The following is a 22,437-nucleotide window of genomic DNA, read 5'->3' on the forward strand; positions in this document are numbered from 1 at the left end:
TCAGCCGCTTTTTTGTGGATTAAAGTTGTCTTGGTGCTGCTGGGTTAAATTCATGGTAGTTGCCATTGTGTTTTGAATGGTGACGGTGATGACCATGATTATACGGATGGCCGTTTTGAAGCTGCAAGGTTAATTGCTTGGTTTTTTCACGTTCGATTTGGAGCTTCTTTTTATAGATGTTAGTTTTGACATGACCATAAATCAACAGTGCCAGCGGAACCATTTGAACGGTTAGACCAACGGGGATCATCCAAGGATTTTCCTTAAGAAATTCCGCGTGCTGGCTAGCCAGTTTTGCGAAATCAACAGTAACTGTTTCCTTTGCCATAACAACCACACTCCTTTTACCCTAATCATACCGTAAAAGTTTCTGAAATACAGTGGTAAAGGTCAAAAAGTTAAGCGCTATCATGTTAACGACTTATCCCCGGTACGTCATCGCCAGTTGCCGGTAATAATTTAGCGATTGCGGGTCAAGCCGCAGTTTTTCACTGAGTTGCTGGTCACTTAATTTAGGATGCTGTAAGAGATAATCCAAGACGGCACTTTGATATAACCGAGTGGGCGTTAACGCGAAGCCTAATAATTTTTCGTCAGGTTTTAAGTACTTATGCAGTCCCGCAGCGGTGAGGTGAGGATCACCGTCTAACCGCTGCTTTAAAAACAGATCCTGACTATGCTGGCGCGCTTGTAACGGGGTGATGAATTGCTGATAATCTTGCCAGAAAGTCCGTTCATCTTGATTAAAGTCCCGCGGGTGTAATTGCCGATAAAAGCCGGGCGTTAAAAATTCCGAGATGGTGTAATAGCGACTGGTCAGCAGCATTGTTAAACGGGTATAGAAGGCTAGTTGCTGATTTGCCAAAATAGCTGGCATTAAGTGCAGCCATTTGGTTGTCGGTGTTTTTAAATCATCGTGTGATTTGCCCTTTAATGTGAGCGTGGGATAGTGCGTGATCAGATCATGCGTAAACAGGTACTTAAAGTAAATATTGATGTGCGACAGCATCTTATTGTAAGTGCCGTTAGTCACTTGACGCTGGTTGACTAGCATTGCCAGGTACTGCTCGACGTCCCGGTCTAATAACGTTGCCACCCGGTGATCAGCTTGGTAGCCAGCGTTGAAGTTACTCAGAAAGTTAAATAGATCGGCTAGGACCGAACGATATTCGGCAATGGTGGGTTGCGCCAGTTCTTGGCGATTGAGATAACGTTCAAAAACTTCTTGGTAGGGATAAGCATTAGCATGCGACAAACAACTCAACCTCCTTTGGAATCATCTTTAGGCCTATTATACGTTAAAAACCTGCGCTATGGCGAATGACTCGTCATGGCGCAGGTTTTGTAAAGTCTGTCATTTAACGCGTTTAAGTGGTTTCAACAAACACGACGTTAGTTTTATCCATATCGACATCACGAACAGCGTGATAACCGCTGAGGTGTAACTTAGTCGACTTATTGGTCCCCTTAGTTGTGTCTTTAACGGTAACGGTTTGCGTCATCTGGACACCTGATAATTTACCTGATAGTTTGATCAAAGTTTGATTCTGCTTGTTTTTAGTGAACGTGTACTTAACGGTGCCCTCCTTATTCAAGGCCTTGGCGTTTTTAGCGGCACTGTAAGACTTGTAAAATTTATCAACGTTATACATCGTGGCTTTACCCGTCTTTTTGTCAAAAGCGACAGCTTCGATGCCAGAATTACTCTTGTGATTGATCTTACCAGCTAAGTACCAGAAACCGTCGCCGGATAAAATCGTTGATTTAACGTCGGCGTGTTTCGTGGTTGTCGGTTCGTTTTTAAAACTCGCCTGTTCATGTGACTTATTAGTGGCTGATTTACTACCGCAAGCGGTTAGAAAAATAGCGAGAACTGCAACTAAACTCAGTAACAGGACCTTTATTCGGGATGTTTTCATATTAATCACCTCATTATTATGTGAATCGAGTATAGCAGTGGAAGCAGTGACAACGCAAGCATTTGAAATAAAGTTAAGGTTTTCCAAAGTAAATGAATAGCTGGCATTATTAGTGGTAATGTTCGCTTTTAGCTGATAGCGAAGATACAATGCAGGGAACATTACCAAATTTTTCAATAATTAATGAAAAAATGAGAAACATCTCATAGTCAAATTATTGTATAATGTTGGCGTAAGTTGGGGATAGTACCCTGAAGCAGGCAGAATAGTTAATCACATTAACTATTTCTGATCAGCGTTATGGGGGATATATTTGAATCGAAGGGGAGGATCTTTAATGAGTCATTGTATTGATTTAACTCATCAGCGGTTTGGAAGATTAGTGGTCGAAAAGCGTGCTGATACGGTGGCACGAAATGGAAACGTTTGCTGGCTGTGTCTGTGCGACTGCGGCGAACGGGTAGTAGTTGAAGGCTATGCGCTTAGAAAGGGCATTACCCGAAGCTGCGGCTGTTTACGACGAGAGGTATCGCGCCATAACGCCCAGCACAATGAAAGCTTTATTAATGCTCAGGGCGGCGCGTTAGTGGATCAAAATGGCATCGGCTATTCATCGTTGATCCGTTCCAAGCGGAATCGTTCGGGTGTGATCGGGGTTTCCTTTGATAAGAAATCGGGGACCTACGTAGCACGGTTAATGTATCACGGCCGCTACGTGTTAAATCGGGCCACCCACTCCTTTGCAGAAGCCGTGGAATTACGCCGGCAAGCAGAGCAGCAGTATTTTAAAGCACAGGAATTGCAGAACTAATGATGAAGCTGTGATAAAACTCGGTAGATTCCAGAATTTAACCCCAAAAATGCTTGTTCCGGCGAACTTTGTCGGGACAAGCATTTTTGGGGTTAAATGGCCGGAATCTGAGTTTTGGCACGCGATTAGACTATATTGAAGTATTGAATAAATAGACACTTTCTTATTATCTTCAGTTAAGAAGTCAGTTGAGATACTTACCAATATCGACTTATGTCACAGGTTCTTTTTTATGTGACTAGACCGAACGTATGTTTATTTGGTAAACTAAACCTATTAGACTTTTAGGGGGGATATAACATGCCAAGACGACGGCGTAAACGTAATAGCAATTCGTTTTTTACCTGGCTGGTGATTGCGGTCGCACTGATTGCGGGGATTTCTAGTACAACGGGGAATCAGCATTCAAAGACGGATACGGCAAGTTCTGCCAGCAGTCAAACGACGCTGCAGAGTAAGGCGAGTTCAGTCATTCAGACCTTTAAGGGTCGCCAGTCTGCTAGCACAACGAGTCAGCCGCATGCCGATGGTCACACTCAAGCTAATAGTACGGCACAACTCGCAGATCTGAACTACCGCGGCCAGCAGGTAGTGCAGGTCAATCACGGTGTGCCAACTTTTACGAAGGCTCAGCTCAGCACCGCTAAAGGCCCGTGGCAAGAATATCATCAATTAGATAACCTTAACCGGGTGACGGGTGCTGATGCATTACTGTCCAAATCACTAATGCCCCATGCCCAGCGGGAACCACTGTACGTTAGTCCTACGGGATGGCACAATAAGCGGTTTACCTATCAGGGAAAAACGGATTGGTTATATAACCGCAGTCATTTGATCGGCTACCAGTTCACTGGCCAAAACAATAACCCGAAAAATTTAATGACGGGGACCAGATCACTGAATTCGCCCGGAATGGAAAACTACGAAACTGAAGTGGCGACTTACCTTAAATTAAACGCGACAAATGAAGTACGGTATCGAGTAACGCCAGTTTTTCGGCATAGCGAACTGTTAGCCCGCGGCGTCCAAATGCAGGCCCAGTCGATCGGCAGTAATACAATTCGTTTTAACGTTTATATCTTTAATGTTCAGCCAGGTGCTGAAATCGATTATGCCACTGGGCAATCAACGGTGGCTGGTCGTAATTAATCAAAAAATATTTAATATGTTATTGAGATAAGATGTGTTTTTGCCTTATGATAAAGATATATTTTGAAATTTGTCTTATTTATGGAGGGAAACAACTTGAAGCGGTTTATTTTAGGGGTGATGAGTTTTGCTATCTGCCTGATTTTAGGACAAGCAGTCATGGCAAATGCCTCGGTGAAGGTTTATCATCAACGGTCCACAGCACTAATTAACCATCCGTCACGATTGCGGATGCTCAATAACTCGAAAGTTAAATATATTCGGGTACCAAGAACTTATACGCATATGCGAAGGTCGCATAAGGAAAATCAGATGACGGCTGTGAGGGGCAAAAAGGTCACTTTTAGGACCCATTTTTTATTGCCTTATCCGGGAAAGGGTCGCCAGCATTGGGGCAACCCGCAATCCATCGCAATGTCTAAGAGCGGTTATATGTACATTGTTTACTGCCCCAAGAAAGGTAGAAACCGGGGCCGAATCGTCCGTTTTGACATGAAACGGCTGACCCAATTAGGCGTTACCAAAGAACCTAAATTGCTGCAGTCAGTGTACGTGAAACATCATGGCAGATATTCCGAGAAACAAAAAAACATTCAACGTGCAATTAAAGTCGGCGGCTTGTTTGGTACGGGTCACGGCCAATCACTAGCTTATAATCCAAAGAAGCATTCACTGTATATGTGGCGTGACAATAAAACCAAATCGGGAATGCCAATGTCCACCGGTGGCTATATTCAGCATATTAGTACGAAAACGCTGAAGGCTGACCGAGCAATCAGTTTCCGGTTAATTTCTCATGGTTTCATTCATGGCGGACATTCCTTAGCCTTCGATAAGTATGGCAATGCCTACTTCTGGAGTAATCCAGGCGATGGTGTCAACGTCTATAAAGGAAAGATCTCGCCACATCACGTGATTTTTAGAAGAACGGACCAAATCTTCAGACATCTGCCAGGGACCCACGTTCAAAGCATGGGCTATAACGCCAAGCGGGGCCGCTTGTATTTAATTTCTGACGACTCAGTGGCTAGTTTCCCAGCCAGTCGGTTAAAGGGTCGCGGTTCATTAACTAACAAGTCATTCGATTGGTCTGAGCTGACACCTAAACGTGAAACTGAAGGGTTGGTCTTTGATTCAACCGGGCATGGCTACCTATTAACCAACCACAGTCCAGAAGTGTTAGTTTCAACGACGGTTTATTAATAATTTAAAAGGTGACTGTGACATAAGTCAATATTGGTAAGTATTTCAACTGTCTTCTTAACTGAAAATAGCAAAAAAATGTCTATTTATTCAATGCTTCAATATAGTCTAATCGCGTGCCAAAACTCAGATTCCGGCCATTTAACCCCAATAATGCTTGTCCCGACAAAGTTCGCCGGAACAAGCATTATTGGGGTTAAATTCTGGAATCTACCGAGTTTTGGCACAGCTTGCTTTATTTTATTAACGGCGGTTATTATAGCGGTAGATACCATATAGTACGATGGCTAACAAGAAGCCAAACCCAATGACGGGATTTTCACGAAATAACCAGTGAAAAACACGGATAGTACCAACGCCATGAACGCCGAAGATTGCGGGAACGATTGTAGTGAACATGTGAAACTTCCTTTCGGGAACTAGCACTGTTTAATATGCTATAATTTTCCCCATAATATCATAATTAAAGTGCTAAGAGGGGAATTGGATGGAAATTACCATGACAATGATTGGTGAGGGCATTTATCTCATCAATATTATTTTAGCAATGATTATTATTTTTAGGCAGCGACGAGACATTGTTGCGATTTGGGCTTGGTTGCTGGTGCTTTTTTTACTGCCAGTGATCGGGTTTTTGATCTATGCTTTTCTCGGCCGTCAATTACCCAAGGATAAACTGTTTAAGGCTAAGAGTGACGTTCAGCTGCAGTTGAACGACTTACTGGCCAAACAGCGCAAGGCGTTAGGCGGTGAAAGTCTGCCAGCGGATGAGGCCTCGGATTCCGTTAAATCATTGGTCACGATGTTTCAGACCGCCAATCATGCCTTTCTAGCCCGGAAAAACCGGGTGCGCATTATCGCGGATGGCAAGCAACTGTTTCACGCCATGATTGAGGATATCGAACGGGCCCATGACAGCGTGCACGTTGAGTTTTATTCCTTTTATAATGACGCTATTGGCAAACAGATTCGTGATCTGCTGGTGCGTAAAGCACGTTCCGGCGTGGAAGTGCGGGTGATCTATGATCCCTTTGGGTCATTCGGCGCGTTTCACTCGTTTTTTAAACCGTTAATTGCTGCCGGTGGTTATGCTGAGCCGTTTTTGACCCGTTCAGCGCTGACCGATTTTCGCTTGAACTTCCGGGATCACCGTAAAATCGTCGTAGTTGATGGCAAGGTTGGTTACGTTGGCGGGTTTAACATTGGCGATCAGTACTTGGGTCGACATAAAAAATTCGGTTATTGGCGGGACACGCATTTGCGGGTGGTCGGTTCCGCGGTATTTGGGTTGCAGGGCCGGTTCATATTGGACTGGAACGCGACGGCATCCAAGGGGCTCTTACCGGCAGATCACGTGGTGTCACGTTATTTTCCACTGACGCACGTTAAGGGCGATACCAACATGCAGATCGTTAGCAGCGGACCGGATTCCGACTTGCAGCAGATCAAATTGGGGTACATTAAATTAATTCAAACTGCGAAGCGGCGGGTCTGGATTCAAACGCCGTATCTGATTCCCGATGACAGTGTTATGGATGCCATTCGAATTGCGGTGATGGCAGGAGTGGACGTCCGGATTATGATCCCTCATATGCCCGACCACCCCTTTGTTTATCGCGCCACGCAATACTATGCGCATGAGTTGGCTAAAGATGGCGTCAAAATTTACTATTATGAGCACGGATTCATGCATGCGAAAACCATGGTCGTGGATGATCGGCTTGCCTCAGTGGGATCGGCTAATATGGATTGCCGCAGTTTTAAGCTGAATTTTGAAGTGAATGCCTTTCTCTATGATGAAAAATTAGTGACCCAATTGGCCGCATTGTTTGAAGCCGACCAGCGTGTCAGTCGTTTGATCACGGCTGAAGCGTTTGATCAACAATCAGTATACCTGCGATTTAAGCAGAGTTTTTGCCGGTTATTATCGCCAATTTTGTAGTTAAATTTAGGATTAAAAAAACGGGTCATATTTCTTGTAATCGGTTACATTATCAGGTATTATAATGTTGGAAGGTTAGATAAGACCAATTAGTTTTGAAAGTAGTATCGTTGCTGTGAAGCAACAAGAGTTCGATGCTTAGTGTTGCTAGACCAATCGAACTTTGCGTAGAGTCAAATGGGTAATAGGCTGTTTCCTTGCTAGGCTGCTAAGATGAGAATTGAGGCATCGAGTAACAGGAGATGGAATCGGTATTCGATGGTAACCCTCGAGCCGACAAGAGTACGAATCCCAGTGGTTAAGATCCAAGATTTATCAAAAATTGGTCGATAACCTTCTACAGGTACGAAAGGGTCGCGCAGTTTGCGACCGGTTTAGATACGAAAGTCGTTCTCCTGATAACGATTATTGGGGGACGGCTTTTTTGGTAGAGTGTGAAAGCAGGCGTTTAGATAGCGTAGTGTAAGGGACGGTTACCAGTAATCCATGGGCTTAGGATTAGTGGTAACCGTCCCTTACATGCAGCTGTCTGCCTGCTTGAGCACGTTTCAGCAATGTAAAAGGAAAGCAGGAAACTCATGGGCCTAGGGTTATTGGTGGCCTGCCTTACATGCAGCTATCTGCCTGCTTGAGCACGTTTTAAAACGTCACTAACACCCGCCCACGACTATGCGTATCTTGTGCATAATGCTGAGCGGTTTTGATTGCGGTGATGGGAAACGTTCTATCGATGGGCGCTACCAGTTCACCGGTTACGAGTTGCTGGATAAAGTGACGGTAGTCATCAGCGTTGAAATCTTCGTGAACAAATTTGATTGGCTGATTGAAGTCAGCATGCATTAATACAATTGAGACGATCTGGTTATGGGGAAAATACTGGGTCAGTTGATCAAGCAGTGGGACAGAGCCAGCAATATCGATAATTAGGCTATCGGCTTCAATAGTGGGTAGTTCTTCAGCGGTATAGGCTTTAATTGTAGGCATTTGCTGCTGGAAATAGGTTTGACTGTTTGGTGATACAATTGGCCAAATTTGTCGCGAATCAGTCTGTAGCATTTGCAGTAAATATAAGCCGATCACTGAATTAGCACCCGTGATCACGATGTGTCGGGCAGTGCTTTGATCAATTTCGTGCTTCAGAGTCAAGGCGGTTCCTGGGCCAGCAGTTAAGGCGGCGGCACTTTCATTAGTGACGATATTAGGTAACGGAAAAATAAAGTTAGGATTTTCTGATAACACGTATTCACTATAAGAACCGCTGGGATTCATGACTAGTACGCGCTGGTTGAGCAGTTGCGGATCACGGTTGTCGCCCACCGCAACGATTGTTCCCACACCACCAACACCAATAATTCGTGGCAGGTCGGCTAATTGTTCAGTGGTGGCATTCGGGTTTGATTCGCGTTTCCAGTCAGTAGGGACTACGGGAAGAACGGTCATTTTGATTAAAACGTCGTTGGGAGTTACAGCTGGTTTAGGATAATCGGTGCGAATAGTGAGGGCATCGATCCCGTTAAAGTTAGTTTGAATGATTGCGTACATTGAGAGTCTCCTTTATTTGTTTCTGTGTCAACAATAATATTATAGTATTGTTTCCATGTCAACAATAATTTAATCAATAAAGCTTTTGACAGGTGGCTACGCTTAATCTATTATTGGAATAAGCCAAAATACAAAGAAGGAATAATCATGCTAACCGATAAATTTCACGCTGTTTTAAACTACGAAGGGGTGGTTTCCGTTGTTACTTGGACACCCGTTGAACCACACATTACCAATACTTGGAACTCCTATTTAACGGTCACGGATGATGAACGAATCTTGATTCCGGCGGCTGGGTTTACCCACGCGGAAAAAGATCTTGCGCAGAATGATCAGGTTTTGCTCACAGTGGGTGCCCGCGATGTCGAGGGCCGTGACGGCTATCAAGGAACGGGGTTTCGGTTAACGGGAACGGCTAAGTTTGTCGATAGCGGGGCTGAATTTGAACAAGTCAAAGCAAAGTATCCCTTTATTCGTAAAGTTTTGGAAGTTACGCCAACCTCAGCGAAACAGTTACTATAATCAAAATAAGACGGCTCACACTGATACTTTCAATGTGAGCCGTCTTATTGGTTATTTTACTAAAGGTTGCAAATTAAAACATTTTTCAGTTTAATTTAACAGTTTATCTAAATCGATTCGTAAGCTCATCAGCACTAATAGCACTGCCCCGATGATCATCGTTGCAAATTCACCAAGGGCAATCGTGCCCCAGCTAGTCCAAAAAGTTGGCCAAAAGGCAGTGTGGCTCATGACGGCAATTTCCAGTGCAATGGTGCACATTGAAAAGGTGACGATCAGGACACCAGCGGTCAATTTACCGTAGTAGTTTTTGATCATTTTGGCAACGTAATACAAAATGAACATGGTCACAAACGTTGATAGACTACCCCAGATGACATCGACGATACCATAGGGTGAAGCAATCAAGTTTGAGATGGCGACACCTAAGGGTACGGCAATCACATAACGCTTGTTATAGATCGCCAGCAGGTTCAACATTTCAGCCAATCGGATTTGGACGGGTCCAAAACTAAAGGCTGCCAAGACCGTCGTAATAACGACATAGAGTGCAGCAACAACAGCAACCCGGGCAATGTCATGCACCGAGTTGATGCCGAAGTGAGTTGTCTTAGAATTCATCATAAATTCTTCCTCCGTTTTGAGATATTAAAATGAGTGCTGTATACACAACAGTGATATACGTTACCGTATTTAACCCCAAATTACAAGTTAGGATTCAGAATCAAAGCGGTGTTTGAGCTTATTTTCACCATACTGAAAGACTTCTTCTGGATCTAAATCGTACTTGCTGCACAGGATCAGGGTTTGATCGAACACATCGCATAATTCTTCTTTTAGATGTTCGCGTAATTCCGGTTTAGTCGCGTGATGCTCACCAGGATGGTCACGACCCAGTTCAATGGTGCGAACGACTTGGGTCAACTCACCCATTTCTTCCGTTAAAAAGTTCAGCCGGATCAACGGGTTGAACCGATACCAGTTGCGGCCTTCGTAAAATTGCTTGAGCCATGCTTGATGTTCTTGAATCGTCACTATTCAGTGCCTCATTTCTAGGAAATTTAAAACGGCGTCTCTACCAAATAGAGGCCGCCGTTTTATTTGAATAATTAAATTGTACCATATTAACCAGCTTGCAAGATCCACAGGAAGGCAATGAAGACAACGGCTAAACCATACATAATTGGGCTAACTTCTTTACCCTTTTTAGCGGCGATCATTGAGAGTGGATAAGTAATGAAACCAAGTGCGATCCCATCTGAGATACTGTAGGTCAAAGGCATACCGACCAAAATCAGAAAGGCAGGCGCCGCAATTTCAAATTTTTCCCAGTGAATGTTTTTCAAAGATTGCGCCATCAACATCCCAACGATAATCAAGGCTGGTGCGGTGACTTGGCTGGTAATAACGGTTAGCAATGGTGAGAAGAATGAGCCTAATAGGAACAAAACACCAACGACCACTGCGGTAAACCCGGATCGGCCACCAACGGCGATTCCGGCTGAAGATTCAACGAAGGCACCCATTGGTGAAGTCCCTAACAGGGAACCAACGACCATTGTAGTAGAATCAGCTGCCAAAGCTTTACCGATACGAGGAATCTTATTATTTTTAACGATGCCGGCTTGTTCGGTCAAACCAACCAAGGTACCAGTGGTATCAAAGAATGTGACCAGTAAGAAGGTCAGCACGACAACGGCTAATTGTAAGGTGTTGATGTGACCCACGTTCATTAACGAAACGCCCAAAGTGGAATGCAGACTTGGCACACCAGATACCCATTGAGTAGGTGCGTGAATCAAGCCCAGTGATAAACCAATAATAACGTTAATGACCATCCCGATAAAAATGGCACCAGGAATTCGAGCACTCATTAAAATAATAGTTAGAATCAAACCAATAATGGTTAACCAAGTTGTACCAACGTGCAGTGAACCTAAGCCAATCATCGTTGACTTATTGGCAGTGACTAAACCACCATCACTTAAACCGATGAAGGCGATGAATAAACCAATCCCGGCACTGATCGCCATCTTTAAATCACGGGGGATAGCATCAACAACCATTTCCCGAATCTTAAAGGCGGTGAGGATCATGAATAAGATCGAAGCCACAAAGACACCGGCTAAAGCTGTCTGCCAAGGAATCTTCATGCCGAGCACAACGGTGTATGAGAAGAAAGCGTTGATCCCTAAACTAGCAGAAATGGCAATCGGGTAATTGGCCACGATACCCATTAAGAAACAGCCAAAGGCACTGGCTAAGGCGGTAGCCGTAAAGACGGCACCCTTATCCATGCCAGAAACGCCCAAAACATTGGGGTTGACGAACAAAATGTAGACCATGGAAATAAATGTAGTTAAACCTGCTAGGAATTCCTTCTTATATGATGTCCCTAACTCATCAAACTTAAAATATGACGCGATTTTTTGACCCATAAGAATTAAGTCCCCTTATCTAAAATAATTGCTGTAATGTTCGTGTTTCATAAATAAAAACCAGATATTATCGTAACATTGTTTTATATCTTTTGCAATATGCGAATGATATTTGCTTTAAAAACCGAATGTTCGGGAACTGTGCCAGAAAAAAGTTAAAAAATAGTGTAGAGTTAAGGACGGAAAATAACGAAACGAGGTTCGATAAATGACAAGATGTTTAATTTTGGGAATTGATCAACCAGTGGCTCAGTTAGTGGCCCAGCAGCTGACGGGTTTAGACGTAGTGGGCTTTTCTGAAGTGGATAAAACTGCTGATTTCTATGGTGATGCCCGTAAGGCAGCTACTTATATGAAGGCTGTTAAGGGGGTCGATGTGATCTACTCCGACTTTATTGGGATGGATGTGGACTGGAAGCTGGAAGCCGTTTTTGCAGCTTTGCGGCAGCAACAGCAATCCGTTAGAACTGTGATGCGCTCGGTGGCTGGAATTGATAAGGAAGTTACTGGTCCATTGACGTACCCAGGAATCACGGATGTGGCTGAATTCCTTAAACAGCAGCGCTATGGGATCAAAATTGTGGATGAGGCTGAGATGCCCTATACTGTTTTGCGTCCTATTATTGATGCTCAAAAAGGTGTTACACCGGTCCAGCTCATTAATGAAGGACAGCCAGTTCCGGTAAAATCTGTTAGTGACGCAGCGTTTGCGCAGGTTGTGGTCGATGAGATTCAAAATGGGACGCACATTAATCAGTCGATAGCAGTGGTAGGAAAATAACATTGCCAAAGAGCCTCCCGAAACATTCTGTTTCGGAAGGCTCTTCAATTTAGTGTTTACGCACCAGTTTAATTAATTTATAGACTGCATAAAGTGTGCTCATGCCGCAAATTGCGTTAGTTGGGATCCAGACAATGTTTTCTATCAATGTTAAACCTGGTGCTATTTGTAGCGACCAAATCACAACAAATAGTCCAGCAAGTAATTCTAGCCAGTTAGGTACGGTTTTATGGCTATCCTTCATTAAATTGTGAATCAGATGTGTTGTTTGCAGAAGATCCTTAAACGAAATGAGATTTAAAATTGAAAATAGAAGGCATAGCATTGCCTTAACATAAACGTTGACATCTAAAAGCAGCGTAGCCCCAGCTGCTGCTAGCAAACTGATTAGTAAGATTAAAATCCTTTTTATTGATACGACCATGATTTATAATTGCCACCTTTAAACTGGAAAATACGTTCTTTTAAGGACGTGAAGAATGCCTTTTCTGATAACATTTGTTGATAATTTTGAGAGCAGTCACTCGGCATCCAGAAGCAGTGCTACGCCAACGGTAATAGTTGAACTATTTCATTAATACTTGAAAAAGAATAAAGCAGCTGAATCGATTTCATTATCGTCAGCGCGATTCTTGCTTCTAATCAAAGTCATCTGTCATGGTTCATCTTAGATAGTTTTCTTTTTTTACGGGCGTTGAGTACAAGTAACACTACAGGACCTAAAGTACTTACAGAAGAACTTATCAAGGTTAGGACCGTTAGCCAAAGTGGATGGTTAAAAAAAGTAATCAATATTAGGACCAAGCTAATTCCCCCTAAAGAATCAAAACGCCGATTCCATTTATCATAGGGTTTAATAAATACTTGTGACGGTTTTGAAGATTTCATCGATATGCCTCTACTATTTTATTGGTTTTTAACTTTGGATGATGCCATGGCAGCTTAATTGCGTATTCCATTGCTTTAGTTGTATCTTTATAATCCTCTTGATCTGTAGTCTTTTTCTAATACGCATTAGTGATTTGCTGTTAATAACATCTACAGTATACAGGAGGTACCGGGATCATCAGAGAAGCCAATTGTATACAAGCATCAGGGTAAACTGCTAGTTACACCGGGTTACACGAGTTTTTTGAAAATTGATTATTTAATTCTATTAAGTTCGTACTAGTAAACGTAAAACAAGAACCGATCAAGTAATTTCCCAGGTAATACTTAGAGAAAATTGGACTTTTCTGCGTGAACATGCAAAGTAGCATTTTTAATTTAATGAAATAGCCGCATTGTTATGTGTTATTATCAAACGGTTCACGATAATTTAGTAGACAAAATGGAGGGTAAGCTATGCAAGAAACATTAGGGGCTCGTTTACGGGGGGCACGAATAAATTCTGGATTATCGCAGAATGATGCTGCAACCATTATGCACATTTCGAGGCAGTCATTTTCAAAATGGGAAAACGACCGCGGTTACCCTGACATTGATAACTTAGTCTATTTAAGTCAGTTGTACAAAGTATCCATCGATAGTCTTTTAAAAGATAATGATGACATGAGGGCTAAGATTGGTGCCAATAATGCCGAGATCAGTGAGAAACAAAGACAGTTAAAAAAAGTTAATCAAGACCTGTTCCAAAATCGGGATGAAGGTTTGATTTTAGTTATGCTGGCTCTCATTTCGGCAATTGTCCCACCGGTTGGGATACTGCTACCGGTATACGTGATGTGGCGAAACAGTCGATATAACAGTCTTTATAAGACGATTTACTTGGTATGCGCGGTAGTGATATTGATTAGTCTCTGGGGTACTTGGATTATCGTATCTGATAACTTTTTCCAACCACAGACACATGTCTATAGAGTAAACTAGTCGGTAACGTAGACTTTGGATCTAGAGACGCTTATTTTGATACTACTACGATATCTGATTGCTTGGATGTGTCGTGTGAACTGAATGTGTGCGTCGCCATCAGAATAAGTAACGGACTTGGTATTGATACTACCTAACGCTGGCTTTATTGATAAGTTTTTGATAGCTGTAACTTTACTATGAGTTGCCACGACGTTATAGCTGAGAGTCCAAGAGCCTAATTTGTGTTGATTCACATGGTATGTGGCAGCATATGCTTTAGTGGAAACAAGTAGCGATAATACAATGACTGAGCTAGTAATAAGTGTTTTTTTCATAACGTAACCTCCTGAAATCGAGGTTACGTTTATTTTTTTGCACACATAAGGAACGCCTAATTTACGGGGGTTTACATATGGTTTACAACAAAAGAAGTAATCAATACGTTTCTTTTTTAAACTGAAATTTCAGTGTAACTTATAGATTGTTAGCTAACTTATTCATTACGCGTAATGAACTTATCAAGCAATAAATCTGCAAAAATAAGTTTAGGAGAAATTATAATGAAGAAGTTAATAAAAGTAGCGTTGGTAGCAGTAACACTAGTAGCAGTTGGTTTTATTTCAAGTAAAGGGCCCACAAGCATCACCCAACACACAGAAACAACCGCCAAAGCACAGACTGCATAAACTATGGATGTACACTTCTGAGGTTACCTCGTTAGGGAAAAAGAGCTACGGTGGACACAAGTATTCGAGCTATCGGGTTTATCAAACCAAAGGCGACTTAAAAGCTGCATCAAGTTTTGGGCTGAGCGTTGCTGGGACACTTGCAGGAGGTAAATGGGGTGCGGTTGCCGCTAGCTTTATTGGTAGTTTTCACCATCCAAAACACGGACTTGCAACGACAATCATTTGGATTCCTAATAAAGCAAATGTAATTACATCAATGACAAAATGGAAATAAAAGTAGGTGGTAAAAAATGCAAAAGGCTGTATCAAATATCATTTTTTGTTTAGGATTATTAATGCTGGGTTTTGGGTTGAATTATACGTTGTCTACCAGGTTAATTGGTGGCGCACTAATAATAGTTGGATTAGGATTAGATCCAAAAATCTGGAACTATTTCAAACAACCAAATAATGGTAAGTAACAAAAGACCAAGAAAATAGAAAAAAACTCCTTCATTTCGAAGGCTATACGCCATCTATAGTAGACAAGCAAATAATTTAGGCTTATCTACTATAGATGGCCTTTTGTATGGGACGAAAAGATCTAGATACTCAAAAGGGACATATTAAATCAAGTAAGTTGTCAGTATAGTAACAGGTAAGACCAAAATAGTTTGGCATGGGGCAGCTAAAAAGGGTAATGTTGATATTTATTTAAGTGCCAAATGGCTAAATTGGCTAAAAAATCTACCAGCAAACACTGCTGTCTCAGTAGCTATGTATGCTTTATTGACTCTCGCTGGCGGGGGAGCTGGCGTACTTAATTATGCATTAGGCAAGGTTGTAAAATTAGCCCTAGATGAAAATATTAAGCATTTTAAGACAGGGAGAGTCTTCAAATTTCGGGGTTGGAAATATAAGGGGATTAGCCACCAATAAAAATAAATTAGGAGTTAATCATGATTAATATGAAGTCAATAAAAGAAACGTTTGCCACACAGTTTACCCATAAATCGTATCGTATAATGCAAATAATAGCCGGGACTGCTCTAGTTTTAGCAATTGTGTTAAACTTTTTCAAAGCAACTCACAATTTTGCGATTGGACTAATCTCGTTTTCTTATTTTATGTGTGTTGACTTACTTATTTTTCGCCTCTGCAAAACTAACCTAAATCTAATTCTATGTCTTATTTTAGGCTTGCTACTTCCTATCTTTTTATTTTTCCCAATATTGATAGTATTGGCCTTTGCTGCTGGTTATTAAATTAACGGCTAGTTAAACTTAATTTACAAGTTTGATAGGTTACAAAAAGCCATCTAGTATTGAGCTAAGGCTATATGCCATCTTATAGTAGACAAGTAAATAATTTTGGCTTGTCTACTATAGATGGCGATTTTGTATGGGAAAAAAGGATCCGGATACTCAAAAGAGACATATTAAATCAAGTACGTTGTCAGTATAGTATTAGAAGCCGGAGTAAAAGTCCGTCAGATCATTGAATGGATAATTAACTAATATAATTTAGATATAAAATAGGCAGCCAATCAACGCTCGAATTTGAACGTTGATTGGCTGCCTCGAAAAAATAAGACTACTCAATTCTAACTTTGCAACATGTGTTAGACCAGTTTGATGCGGAATACAGATGATGGTTCAGTGATCAACTGGACAGACACTAGTACATTTTGCTGTCACAGCTCTTCATACTTCTCAGAGTTATTTGTCATGGTTCATCTTAGATAGTTTTCTTTTTTTACGAGCGTTGAGTACAATTAAACCTACAGAAGCAAAGGCGTCTGTCACAGCAATTATAGACGTAAGTAGTGCTAACCAAAGTGGATTATAGAAAATGGTAACCATTAATAAAATTAGAGTAATTGTGTCTAACGGTCTCAGGTGCCGATTCCAGTCATCAAAAGGTTTAATAAATACTTGTGAAGGTTTTGTAGGTTTCATTCATGTGCCTCTATTACTTTATTGATTTTTAACTTTGATGGATGTCCAGTGATGCATTTCAAAGATCTTACCACTTTTTACTTTAGAGGAAGTCACTGTTTGTTTAATAGCTGTTTTCATTGCGGAAATGGCACCTCTGTAGTTTTCTCGGTACGCTTGAACTACAATTAATAGTAAGTTAGCCGCTGCCACACCTGCATGAGCACCCACGAGGGAACTCTTAGATAAGTATAAATCAGCGTTTCCTTTCTTCACAGCACCATGCCAGACAATTTTAGTAACGCCGGTTTTTCTGTTGCCAACTACTAAGACGTTTGGCGCTAATACAGATAAATAAGCGTGTTCTAAGGCTGAATCTTTGATTTCCATGATCGTTTCATTGCCCTAGACAGTTGTGGTAACTGCTCCCCTCACTTTCTGGGCGATTTCGTTCATTTGATCAGGTGTTGCGGTGGCTAGATTATCTTGAATTAGTTCCTGTACATCCGATTCTTTTACTAACTGAGGTAGAGCATTTTCTACTCCGGTGGTTGTCTTAGTCGAGTTTAAACTTTGATCAGTTGTGGCATGTACAGTAACGCTACTTACTAATGGTGTGCTTATGGCACTGAACGACAGCATTGCTAAGGCAGACATTGCAGTCAGCTTAATGAACTTGTTGCACGAGTGAACTGAGACTCTATCATTATTCTTAAAATTGGTCATCTTTAAAATCTCCCACTAAATTAATGGTTCTAATGCGCATTAGAGGTTTTCTGTTAACACCATCAATATACTAGAATCACCTGGATTGGGGGAGAAACAAGTTGTTTACGTTACTAAATGCAACAAGTGGTTGCGCGCTCACAATCAATAGTTACCTTTACACTGGTGTCTTTTTCCGTAAGGGTGGCCGGGAATTTCACCCAATCAAACCACCCCAGTACAGCCACAAGTAATTAAACTAACTACCCAACACATTAAACAGATTGGAAACTAAAGCAGAACGTTTTCTTCTTGGTATAATAAAATCCCCCCGCTCTGACCAGATGAATTAATATCATTCATTTGGCCAAAGCAGGGGGATTTTAGCAATAGCTAGTGAGAAGGTCGTTTTCGGTTTTACAATATGTGTGTTTGGAGGAATCGAAAGCTATGTGTCGTTATTATATTATATAGAAGTAAACTTATTTTTTTTCAAGACTTGCTGCTGGTTGTAGGTTGAGGAGCTTACTGATAGCCCAGCTACCTAGAATACCGATCAGCATGAATGGGAAGAAGTCCAAGCCTTGATTGAAGAGTGGGATAACGTTACCAGCCCAGGCATTGATGGCTTTGAAGATCCCCATATTGGCAAAGAATGGTGGTAAGTTGTGGATGGCATCTAGAAAAGCGGGAATGAAGGTGAGGATAATCGTTGTCTTGTAGATGAAGACGTTCTTGCCCATGAATGGATGCAGGAGTCCCAAGAAAATCAGAGACATTGCCAGTGGGTAGATGAAGCTAAGTAGTGGTGTGGAGTAAGTGATAATTTGATCCAAACCGAAGTTAGCAATGGCGAAGGCACCAATGGAACTGAAAGTCAGGAAGAAATGGTAGCCCAGTTTTGGAAAACGGTGGCCCCAGTCTTCTGAAAGGGCGGCCATCAAACCAATACATGAGGTGATGCAAGCAAGGAAGGTAACGGCCCCAAGAATTGCGGTGCCGGCCATACCGGTGTAGTGGGCCATGATAGCGGAGAAGGCAGTCCCACCATCAGCACTTAACTTCAAGTAATTCAAACTAGCAGCACCAAGCGCAATCAGGAAAATATAGATAATCGCTTCAAGACCCATACTGATGGCACCAACTTTAGCAACCGCTTTGGAACGGGTCTTAGTGTCATTAACACCGAAGAACTTCAAAGCGGTGATGATCGTAACCCCGAAACCTAAACCAGCCAAAGCATCCATGGTGTTGTAACCTTGTAGAAAACCATTGATCAGGTTGCCGCCCGCACCGGAACCGCTAGGGAAGATTGAAATCTGGCGGATGTCACCTTTAATGATAAAGGCCATGAAGAAGATAAAGGCTAAGAGACCAAGTAAGATCGGGTTGAGCAACTTACCAACATAGTCGGTGATCTTGGATTGGTTCCAAGCCATCAACAGTGAGATGCCGAAGAATAGGAATGAGAAGATCAGCAATCCCATTTGATCCCAGGCCTTTGGTAAGAAGGGCTGAATGCCAATGGCGAAGGTCGTGGTCGCTGTCCGTGGGGAAGCAACCAAGATCCCTAACGTGGCGTGGATCATGATCAGGAAGAACAGGGCGAACCCTTTACCAGCTGGTCGTGCGAGATCATAAGCACTGCTGCTGCGAGTTAAACTGATGGCGAGAATTGATAATAATGGCAAAAGAATCGCGGTTAGTAAGAAACCAATGGCGGCAGGTCCCCAGTTACCAGCGGCGAGTTGGCCTAGATGAATCGGGAAGATCAAATTACCAGCCCCAAAGAAGAGACCGAATAGCAGTGAACCTAGAATAATATATTGACGTCTTGTGAGCGTTGTTTTCATATTGAAAACCTCCTGTATGTTTTGGTGGTAGCGGGGTAATAAAAAACGCCCCTAGCTTATAAAAGCTAAGGACGTGTTATCGACGTGTTACCACCTTAATTTTCAACCACCTCACGATGGCTGACTTCGAAAGTACAGCAAACCGATGCGCGGTCGGTCCACGATACTTCATTGCTGTAATGGGCGCATTCCCAGTGACCACTTCGTTAAACGTCGCGGTCACGACTTGTAGATTACTTTCATCGCTGGGTCGATTACCTCGTCGCACTTACTGAGGCTCCCTGAGAATCTGGCCAGTGACTACTCTTCTACGCATAGTCTTTGAAAAACTATTTAGATATGTGTGAAATGAAAACTTGTTTATGTGGATAATATTAATCATTTTAAATTAAAAGTCAAGAACAAAATGAGAATTTTTTAATTTAAATGGTTGCTTATCTCATACGGTTTTCATTTCACTAATGAGAGAAAGCCGGCGTTATTGGTTGTCAAAACCTGAAAAATAAGCAATAATGATGGATAATATATAGCGTGTGTTTTAAATGAGAAAATACTTGGAACGGAAAGACGGGATAGTTATGGGAACGCAACTCAGCAAACGGAATATGAAGGTTAAACGGTTAGTCGTTAAAGTTGGGACGAGTAGCTTGGTTTACCCCAGCGGCGGATTGAATTTACGCGTCATCGATCAATTGGCGTTCGTGCTCAGTACGCTTTGCGAGCAGGGTAGAGAAGTGATCTTAGTGTCATCTGGGGCGATTGGTGTTGGCTTAAATGCCCTGCGGCTGAAGGAGCGACCCAAGGAGATCAGCGAACAGCAGGCACTGGCTTCAATTGGCCAAAGCAAGCTGATCACGATGTTTAATCAGCGGTTTGCGCATTATAATCAGACCATTGGGCAGCTGTTATTAACTCACGATGTGTTCGATTTTCCGGCCAGCAATCAACACGTTATGGATACCTTTGATAAATTACTGGCGCGCCACGTGGTTCCTATCGTAAATGAAAATGACTCGATCGCCGTAGATGAAATGGATCACCGGACTAAATTTGGTGATAACGATCAGTTGTCAGCCATCGTGGCCACCCACGTGGATGCGGACCTGCTGATCATGCTCTCTGACATTGAGGGCTTTTATGATCAAAATCCCTTGAAGCATGATGATGCGCAGCTGATTCCAACGATTCATCATATTGACGATGAAACCTATGCGGTGGCTGGCGGTAAAGGCAGCCGTTACGGGACTGGCGGCATGGTGACGAAATTAACGGCGGCGAAGATCATGCTGGAACATGATTCACAAATGATATTAGCCAGCGGTAAAGATCCCGCCATCATTTTGGATATTTTAGCTGGTAAACCACTTGGAACTTGGTTTACCCCTGAAGAAAAAGGAGTGGTGCAAAATGGCAAATGAGACAAGTAAACTCACTCAATTAGAACAAATGGGGCAGCTGGCCCGTCAAGCGGAGACCCAGTTAGCCCAATTGTCGAATCAGCAGCGTAACGTTGGTTTAACGGCAATGGCGGATGCGCTAGTGGCGCATACAGACACGATTTTAGCGGCTAATCAACAGGATCTAGCGAATGCTACTGACCTGAAAGCCAGTTTTGTGGACCGGCTGACCCTGACGGCTGACCGGATCAATGCTATGGCGGCAGGGATGCGGCAAGTGGCGCAACTGCCAGATCCCATCGGCAGCGTGGACAAAATGTGGAAGAATGAAGCCGGCTTAATGATTGGCAAGCAGCGCGTACCGCTAGGCGTTATCGGGATTATTTTTGAAGCCCGGCCAAACGTCACGGCGGATGCTTCTGCTTTAAGCTATAAAAGTGGTAACGCCATCATGCTCCGGGGTGGCAAGGAAGCCATTCAGACTAACATTGCCATTAGTGACGTGCTCCGTGGGGCGTTAAAACAGCTCGGTGTGGACGAAAATGCGGTTCAATTAGTGCACGATACCTCCCACGAAACTGCTAACGAAATGATGGCACTGACTGGTTACCTCGATGTGCTGATTCCCCGTGGTGGCCGTGGCCTGATTCAACGGGTCGTGGCCACGGCTAAAGTACCAGTCATCGAAACCGGTGCCGGTAACTGTCATATCTACGTGGATCAATATGCCGAATTACAAATGGCGGTTGATATTACGGTCAACGCTAAGGTACAGCGGCCCTCCGTCTGCAACTCAGCGGAAAAACTGGTGATCCACAGCGCCGTTGCTGACAAGTATCTGCCAGTGATCGCGGCTGCGTTAGCCGACCAAGGGGTGCAATTACGCGGTGACGAACGCGCCTGCGCGATCGTCCCAAGTATGGTGCCGGCAACGGCTGCTGACTGGGATACAGAGTATAACGACCTTATCATGGCGGTGAAAGTCGTCGATTCAGAAGACGAAGCCATCGCACATATTAACGCCCACAATACGAAGCACTCCGAAGCCATCATCACGGATAATTATCAAAACGGGCAAAAATTTTTGCAGCAGATCGACGCGGCCTGCGTGTATATCAATGCGTCAACCCGGTTCACCGATGGGTTTGAATTTGGATTTGGTGCCGAAATTGGGATCAGTACGCAAAAATTGCACGCCCGCGGACCAATGGGGCTGCACGAATTAACGTCGACCAAGTACATCATTTACGGCAACGGCCAGGTTCGCCAGTAGTAAAAGTCTTAAGTTCTGCTTTACACCGTGTTTACTAGGCAAATGTTTGTTAAAATGAGTGTAAAGAGGTGACGTGCTGTGGCGATTAAAACTAATCCTGAACAATTGGCGATGCTGAAATCGCAAATGGATGAGGCGAATCAAAAATCGCATTTTATTATTTTTGAGTCCACTGAATTAGATAGCGGTGATAATTTGCGGCTGATCACTGATTACGACAGCTTTAAAGAAATTCGAAAAGCACACGTTGACCAAGCCAAAATGCATATTCTGCAAGATATCGTACCCATTACGGATAATTTGGCGAAGTGGGCAATTGCGGAAAGCAAAGCTGCTAATCAAAATGATGATCCGGAAACGTTGGCTGATCTAGAACACTATACCAATGCCGTTTTAAAAGAAAATCGAATTAAACTTAATCAAGAATCATGAAAAAGGACTTCAAC

Annotated in this window: 26 protein-coding genes; 12 read left to right on the forward strand and 14 right to left on the reverse strand. The window is 42.8% G+C overall.

Annotated elements, in window-relative coordinates:
* Positions 1-19: 19 nt before the first annotated feature.
* The 3 genes from CES79_RS08405 to CES79_RS08415 form a co-directional block, all read right to left on the reverse strand.
* Positions 20-328, reverse strand: coding sequence for a thioredoxin domain-containing protein (locus CES79_RS08405; protein WP_054656397.1), 309 nt, complete (start codon positions 326-328; stop codon positions 20-22).
* A 93-nt stretch (positions 329-421) separates the two neighbouring features.
* Positions 422-1,255 carry a phage integrase N-terminal SAM-like domain-containing protein gene (locus tag CES79_RS08410; protein WP_054656396.1) on the reverse strand — a complete coding sequence of 278 codons (834 nt, stop codon included), beginning with the start codon at positions 1,253-1,255 and terminating at the stop codon, positions 422-424.
* 112 nt (positions 1,256-1,367) lie between these two features.
* Complete coding sequence (locus CES79_RS08415) at positions 1,368-1,919, reverse strand: hypothetical protein (protein ID WP_054656395.1); 552 nt, start codon at positions 1,917-1,919, stop codon at positions 1,368-1,370.
* Positions 1,920-2,256: 337 nt separating this feature from the next.
* Here CES79_RS08415 and CES79_RS08420 point away from each other — a divergent pair, with 337 nt between their 5' ends.
* The 3 genes from CES79_RS08420 (at position 2,257) to CES79_RS08430 (ending at position 5,082) form a co-directional block, all read left to right on the forward strand.
* A complete protein-coding gene (locus CES79_RS08420) occupies positions 2,257-2,730 on the forward strand; it encodes a hypothetical protein (RefSeq protein WP_054656394.1) in 474 nt (157 codons plus the stop codon).
* 300 nt (positions 2,731-3,030) lie between these two features.
* Positions 3,031-3,879 (forward strand): DNA/RNA non-specific endonuclease, encoded by an 849-nt coding sequence (locus tag CES79_RS08425; protein ID WP_089136896.1) that lies wholly within the window; start codon positions 3,031-3,033, stop codon positions 3,877-3,879.
* A gap of 96 nt (positions 3,880-3,975) precedes the next feature.
* Positions 3,976-5,082 carry a hypothetical protein gene (locus CES79_RS08430; protein WP_225362363.1) on the forward strand — a complete coding sequence of 369 codons (1,107 nt, stop codon included), beginning with the start codon at positions 3,976-3,978 and terminating at the stop codon, positions 5,080-5,082.
* Positions 5,083-5,325: 243 nt separating this feature from the next.
* Here CES79_RS08430 and CES79_RS13020 read toward each other — a convergent pair whose 3' ends face one another.
* Complete coding sequence (locus tag CES79_RS13020; protein WP_170173452.1) at positions 5,326-5,481, reverse strand: hypothetical protein; 156 nt, start codon at positions 5,479-5,481, stop codon at positions 5,326-5,328.
* A gap of 88 nt (positions 5,482-5,569) precedes the next feature.
* Here CES79_RS13020 and cls point away from each other — a divergent pair, with 88 nt between their 5' ends.
* Positions 5,570-7,024, forward strand: a complete 1,455-nt coding sequence (gene cls / locus CES79_RS08435) for a cardiolipin synthase (protein ID WP_089136897.1) — start codon at positions 5,570-5,572, stop codon at positions 7,022-7,024.
* Positions 7,025-7,663: 639 nt separating this feature from the next.
* Here the strand turns inward: cls and CES79_RS08440 are convergent.
* Positions 7,664-8,566: an alcohol dehydrogenase catalytic domain-containing protein gene (locus tag CES79_RS08440; protein WP_054656393.1), complete on the reverse strand. Its 903-nt coding sequence runs from the start codon at positions 8,564-8,566 to the stop codon at positions 7,664-7,666.
* A gap of 147 nt (positions 8,567-8,713) precedes the next feature.
* On the opposite strand from CES79_RS08440, the gene CES79_RS08445 reads away from it, so the two are divergent.
* Entirely contained in the window at positions 8,714-9,088 is a 375-nt protein-coding gene (locus CES79_RS08445) for a pyridoxamine 5'-phosphate oxidase family protein (protein ID WP_054656392.1), read from the forward strand.
* Positions 9,089-9,178: 90 nt separating this feature from the next.
* Here the strand turns inward: CES79_RS08445 and CES79_RS08450 are convergent, their stop codons facing one another.
* The 3 genes from CES79_RS08450 to CES79_RS08460 form a co-directional block, all read right to left on the reverse strand.
* A complete protein-coding gene (locus tag CES79_RS08450) occupies positions 9,179-9,712 on the reverse strand; it encodes a QueT transporter family protein (RefSeq protein ID WP_225362365.1) in 534 nt (177 codons plus the stop codon).
* 87 nt (positions 9,713-9,799) lie between these two features.
* Complete coding sequence (locus CES79_RS08455; protein WP_054656391.1) at positions 9,800-10,123, reverse strand: MazG nucleotide pyrophosphohydrolase domain-containing protein; 324 nt, start codon at positions 10,121-10,123, stop codon at positions 9,800-9,802.
* Positions 10,124-10,212: 89 nt separating this feature from the next.
* Complete coding sequence (locus CES79_RS08460; protein ID WP_054656390.1) at positions 10,213-11,526, reverse strand: NCS2 family permease; 1,314 nt, start codon at positions 11,524-11,526, stop codon at positions 10,213-10,215.
* Between the two features lie 208 nt (positions 11,527-11,734).
* On the opposite strand from CES79_RS08460, the gene CES79_RS08465 reads away from it, so the two are divergent.
* Positions 11,735-12,307, forward strand: a complete 573-nt coding sequence (locus tag CES79_RS08465; RefSeq protein ID WP_089136898.1) for an NAD(P)H-binding protein — start codon at positions 11,735-11,737, stop codon at positions 12,305-12,307.
* A gap of 49 nt (positions 12,308-12,356) precedes the next feature.
* Here the strand turns inward: CES79_RS08465 and CES79_RS08470 are convergent, their stop codons facing one another.
* The gene (locus CES79_RS08470) at positions 12,357-12,731 is read right to left on the reverse strand and encodes a hypothetical protein (protein WP_054656388.1); all 375 of its coding nucleotides are present in this window, start codon (positions 12,729-12,731) and stop codon (positions 12,357-12,359) included.
* A gap of 920 nt (positions 12,732-13,651) precedes the next feature.
* On the opposite strand from CES79_RS08470, the gene CES79_RS08475 reads away from it, so the two are divergent.
* From CES79_RS08475 to CES79_RS12845, 3 genes are all read left to right on the forward strand, one after another.
* Complete coding sequence (locus CES79_RS08475) at positions 13,652-14,176, forward strand: helix-turn-helix domain-containing protein (RefSeq protein ID WP_089136899.1); 525 nt, start codon at positions 13,652-13,654, stop codon at positions 14,174-14,176.
* A gap of 675 nt (positions 14,177-14,851) precedes the next feature.
* Positions 14,852-15,121: a hypothetical protein gene (locus CES79_RS12710; RefSeq protein ID WP_133286333.1), complete on the forward strand. Its 270-nt coding sequence runs from the start codon at positions 14,852-14,854 to the stop codon at positions 15,119-15,121.
* A 16-nt stretch (positions 15,122-15,137) separates the two neighbouring features.
* Positions 15,138-15,308, forward strand: a complete 171-nt coding sequence (locus tag CES79_RS12845) for a hypothetical protein (RefSeq protein WP_159459480.1) — start codon at positions 15,138-15,140, stop codon at positions 15,306-15,308.
* Between the two features lie 1,236 nt (positions 15,309-16,544).
* On the opposite strand, the gene CES79_RS08490 is transcribed toward CES79_RS12845, so the two are convergent.
* The 5 genes from CES79_RS08490 to CES79_RS13230 all read right to left on the reverse strand — a co-directional run bounded on the left by CES79_RS08490 (position 16,545) and on the right by CES79_RS13230 (position 19,589).
* Positions 16,545-16,784 carry a hypothetical protein gene (locus CES79_RS08490; RefSeq protein WP_089136900.1) on the reverse strand — a complete coding sequence of 80 codons (240 nt, stop codon included), beginning with the start codon at positions 16,782-16,784 and terminating at the stop codon, positions 16,545-16,547.
* 18 nt (positions 16,785-16,802) lie between these two features.
* Positions 16,803-17,153: a hypothetical protein gene (locus CES79_RS08495; RefSeq protein WP_054656382.1), complete on the reverse strand. Its 351-nt coding sequence runs from the start codon at positions 17,151-17,153 to the stop codon at positions 16,803-16,805.
* 15 nt (positions 17,154-17,168) lie between these two features.
* The gene (locus tag CES79_RS08500; protein WP_054656381.1) at positions 17,169-17,489 is read right to left on the reverse strand and encodes a hypothetical protein; all 321 of its coding nucleotides are present in this window, start codon (positions 17,487-17,489) and stop codon (positions 17,169-17,171) included.
* A 461-nt stretch (positions 17,490-17,950) separates the two neighbouring features.
* On the reverse strand, positions 17,951-19,321 hold the full coding sequence (gene brnQ, locus CES79_RS08505; protein ID WP_089136901.1) for a branched-chain amino acid transport system II carrier protein: 1,371 nt from the start codon (positions 19,319-19,321) through the stop codon (positions 17,951-17,953).
* Between the two features lie 76 nt (positions 19,322-19,397).
* A complete protein-coding gene (locus tag CES79_RS13230; RefSeq protein ID WP_133286332.1) occupies positions 19,398-19,589 on the reverse strand; it encodes a hypothetical protein in 192 nt (63 codons plus the stop codon).
* Between the two features lie 310 nt (positions 19,590-19,899).
* Between CES79_RS13230 and proB the strand changes: the two genes are divergently transcribed.
* The 3 genes from proB (at position 19,900) to CES79_RS08520 (ending at position 22,423) form a co-directional block, all read left to right on the forward strand.
* Complete coding sequence (gene proB, locus CES79_RS08510) at positions 19,900-20,739, forward strand: glutamate 5-kinase (RefSeq protein ID WP_089136902.1); 840 nt, start codon at positions 19,900-19,902, stop codon at positions 20,737-20,739.
* Positions 20,729-21,991 carry a glutamate-5-semialdehyde dehydrogenase gene (locus CES79_RS08515; RefSeq protein WP_089136903.1) on the forward strand — a complete coding sequence of 421 codons (1,263 nt, stop codon included), beginning with the start codon at positions 20,729-20,731 and terminating at the stop codon, positions 21,989-21,991. The genes proB and CES79_RS08515 overlap by 11 nt, the downstream gene beginning before the upstream one ends.
* Positions 21,992-22,069: 78 nt before the next feature.
* Entirely contained in the window at positions 22,070-22,423 is a 354-nt protein-coding gene (locus tag CES79_RS08520; protein ID WP_054656380.1) for a hypothetical protein, read from the forward strand.
* Positions 22,424-22,437 lie beyond the last annotated feature (14 nt).

The organism is Secundilactobacillus silagei JCM 19001 (assembly GCF_002217945.1).
GTDB lineage: Bacteria > Bacillota > Bacilli > Lactobacillales > Lactobacillaceae > Secundilactobacillus > Secundilactobacillus silagei.

What these genes read in the sequence shown, in the direction of transcription:
- CES79_RS08495 (WP_054656382.1), bottom strand. Translation starts at nt 17,153, where the DNA reads ATGGAAATCAAAGATTCAGCCTTAGAACACGCTTATTTATCTGTATTA.
- brnQ (WP_089136901.1), bottom strand. Translation starts at nt 19,321, where the DNA reads ATGAAAACAACGCTCACAAGACGTCAATATATTATTCTAGGTTCACTG.
- CES79_RS12845 (WP_159459480.1), top strand. Translation starts at nt 15,138, where the DNA reads ATGCAAAAGGCTGTATCAAATATCATTTTTTGTTTAGGATTATTAATG.
- CES79_RS12710 (WP_133286333.1), top strand. Translation starts at nt 14,852, where the DNA reads ATGTACACTTCTGAGGTTACCTCGTTAGGGAAAAAGAGCTACGGTGGA.
- CES79_RS13020 (WP_170173452.1), bottom strand. Translation starts at nt 5,481, where the DNA reads ATGTTCACTACAATCGTTCCCGCAATCTTCGGCGTTCATGGCGTTGGT.
- CES79_RS08500 (WP_054656381.1), bottom strand. Translation starts at nt 17,489, where the DNA reads ATGACCAATTTTAAGAATAATGATAGAGTCTCAGTTCACTCGTGCAAC.
- CES79_RS08470 (WP_054656388.1), bottom strand. Translation starts at nt 12,731, where the DNA reads ATGGTCGTATCAATAAAAAGGATTTTAATCTTACTAATCAGTTTGCTA.
- CES79_RS08415 (WP_054656395.1), bottom strand. Translation starts at nt 1,919, where the DNA reads ATGAAAACATCCCGAATAAAGGTCCTGTTACTGAGTTTAGTTGCAGTT.
- CES79_RS08405 (WP_054656397.1), bottom strand. Translation starts at nt 328, where the DNA reads ATGGCAAAGGAAACAGTTACTGTTGATTTCGCAAAACTGGCTAGCCAG.
- CES79_RS08460 (WP_054656390.1), bottom strand. Translation starts at nt 11,526, where the DNA reads ATGGGTCAAAAAATCGCGTCATATTTTAAGTTTGATGAGTTAGGGACA.
- CES79_RS08425 (WP_089136896.1), top strand. Translation starts at nt 3,031, where the DNA reads ATGCCAAGACGACGGCGTAAACGTAATAGCAATTCGTTTTTTACCTGG.
- CES79_RS08465 (WP_089136898.1), top strand. Translation starts at nt 11,735, where the DNA reads ATGACAAGATGTTTAATTTTGGGAATTGATCAACCAGTGGCTCAGTTA.
- CES79_RS08450 (WP_225362365.1), bottom strand. Translation starts at nt 9,712, where the DNA reads ATGATGAATTCTAAGACAACTCACTTCGGCATCAACTCGGTGCATGAC.
- CES79_RS08515 (WP_089136903.1), top strand. Translation starts at nt 20,729, where the DNA reads ATGGCAAATGAGACAAGTAAACTCACTCAATTAGAACAAATGGGGCAG.
- CES79_RS08475 (WP_089136899.1), top strand. Translation starts at nt 13,652, where the DNA reads ATGCAAGAAACATTAGGGGCTCGTTTACGGGGGGCACGAATAAATTCT.
- CES79_RS08440 (WP_054656393.1), bottom strand. Translation starts at nt 8,566, where the DNA reads ATGTACGCAATCATTCAAACTAACTTTAACGGGATCGATGCCCTCACT.
- proB (WP_089136902.1), top strand. Translation starts at nt 19,900, where the DNA reads ATGGGAACGCAACTCAGCAAACGGAATATGAAGGTTAAACGGTTAGTC.
- CES79_RS08490 (WP_089136900.1), bottom strand. Translation starts at nt 16,784, where the DNA reads ATGAAACCTACAAAACCTTCACAAGTATTTATTAAACCTTTTGATGAC.
- cls (WP_089136897.1), top strand. Translation starts at nt 5,570, where the DNA reads ATGGAAATTACCATGACAATGATTGGTGAGGGCATTTATCTCATCAAT.
- CES79_RS08445 (WP_054656392.1), top strand. Translation starts at nt 8,714, where the DNA reads ATGCTAACCGATAAATTTCACGCTGTTTTAAACTACGAAGGGGTGGTT.
- CES79_RS08420 (WP_054656394.1), top strand. Translation starts at nt 2,257, where the DNA reads ATGAGTCATTGTATTGATTTAACTCATCAGCGGTTTGGAAGATTAGTG.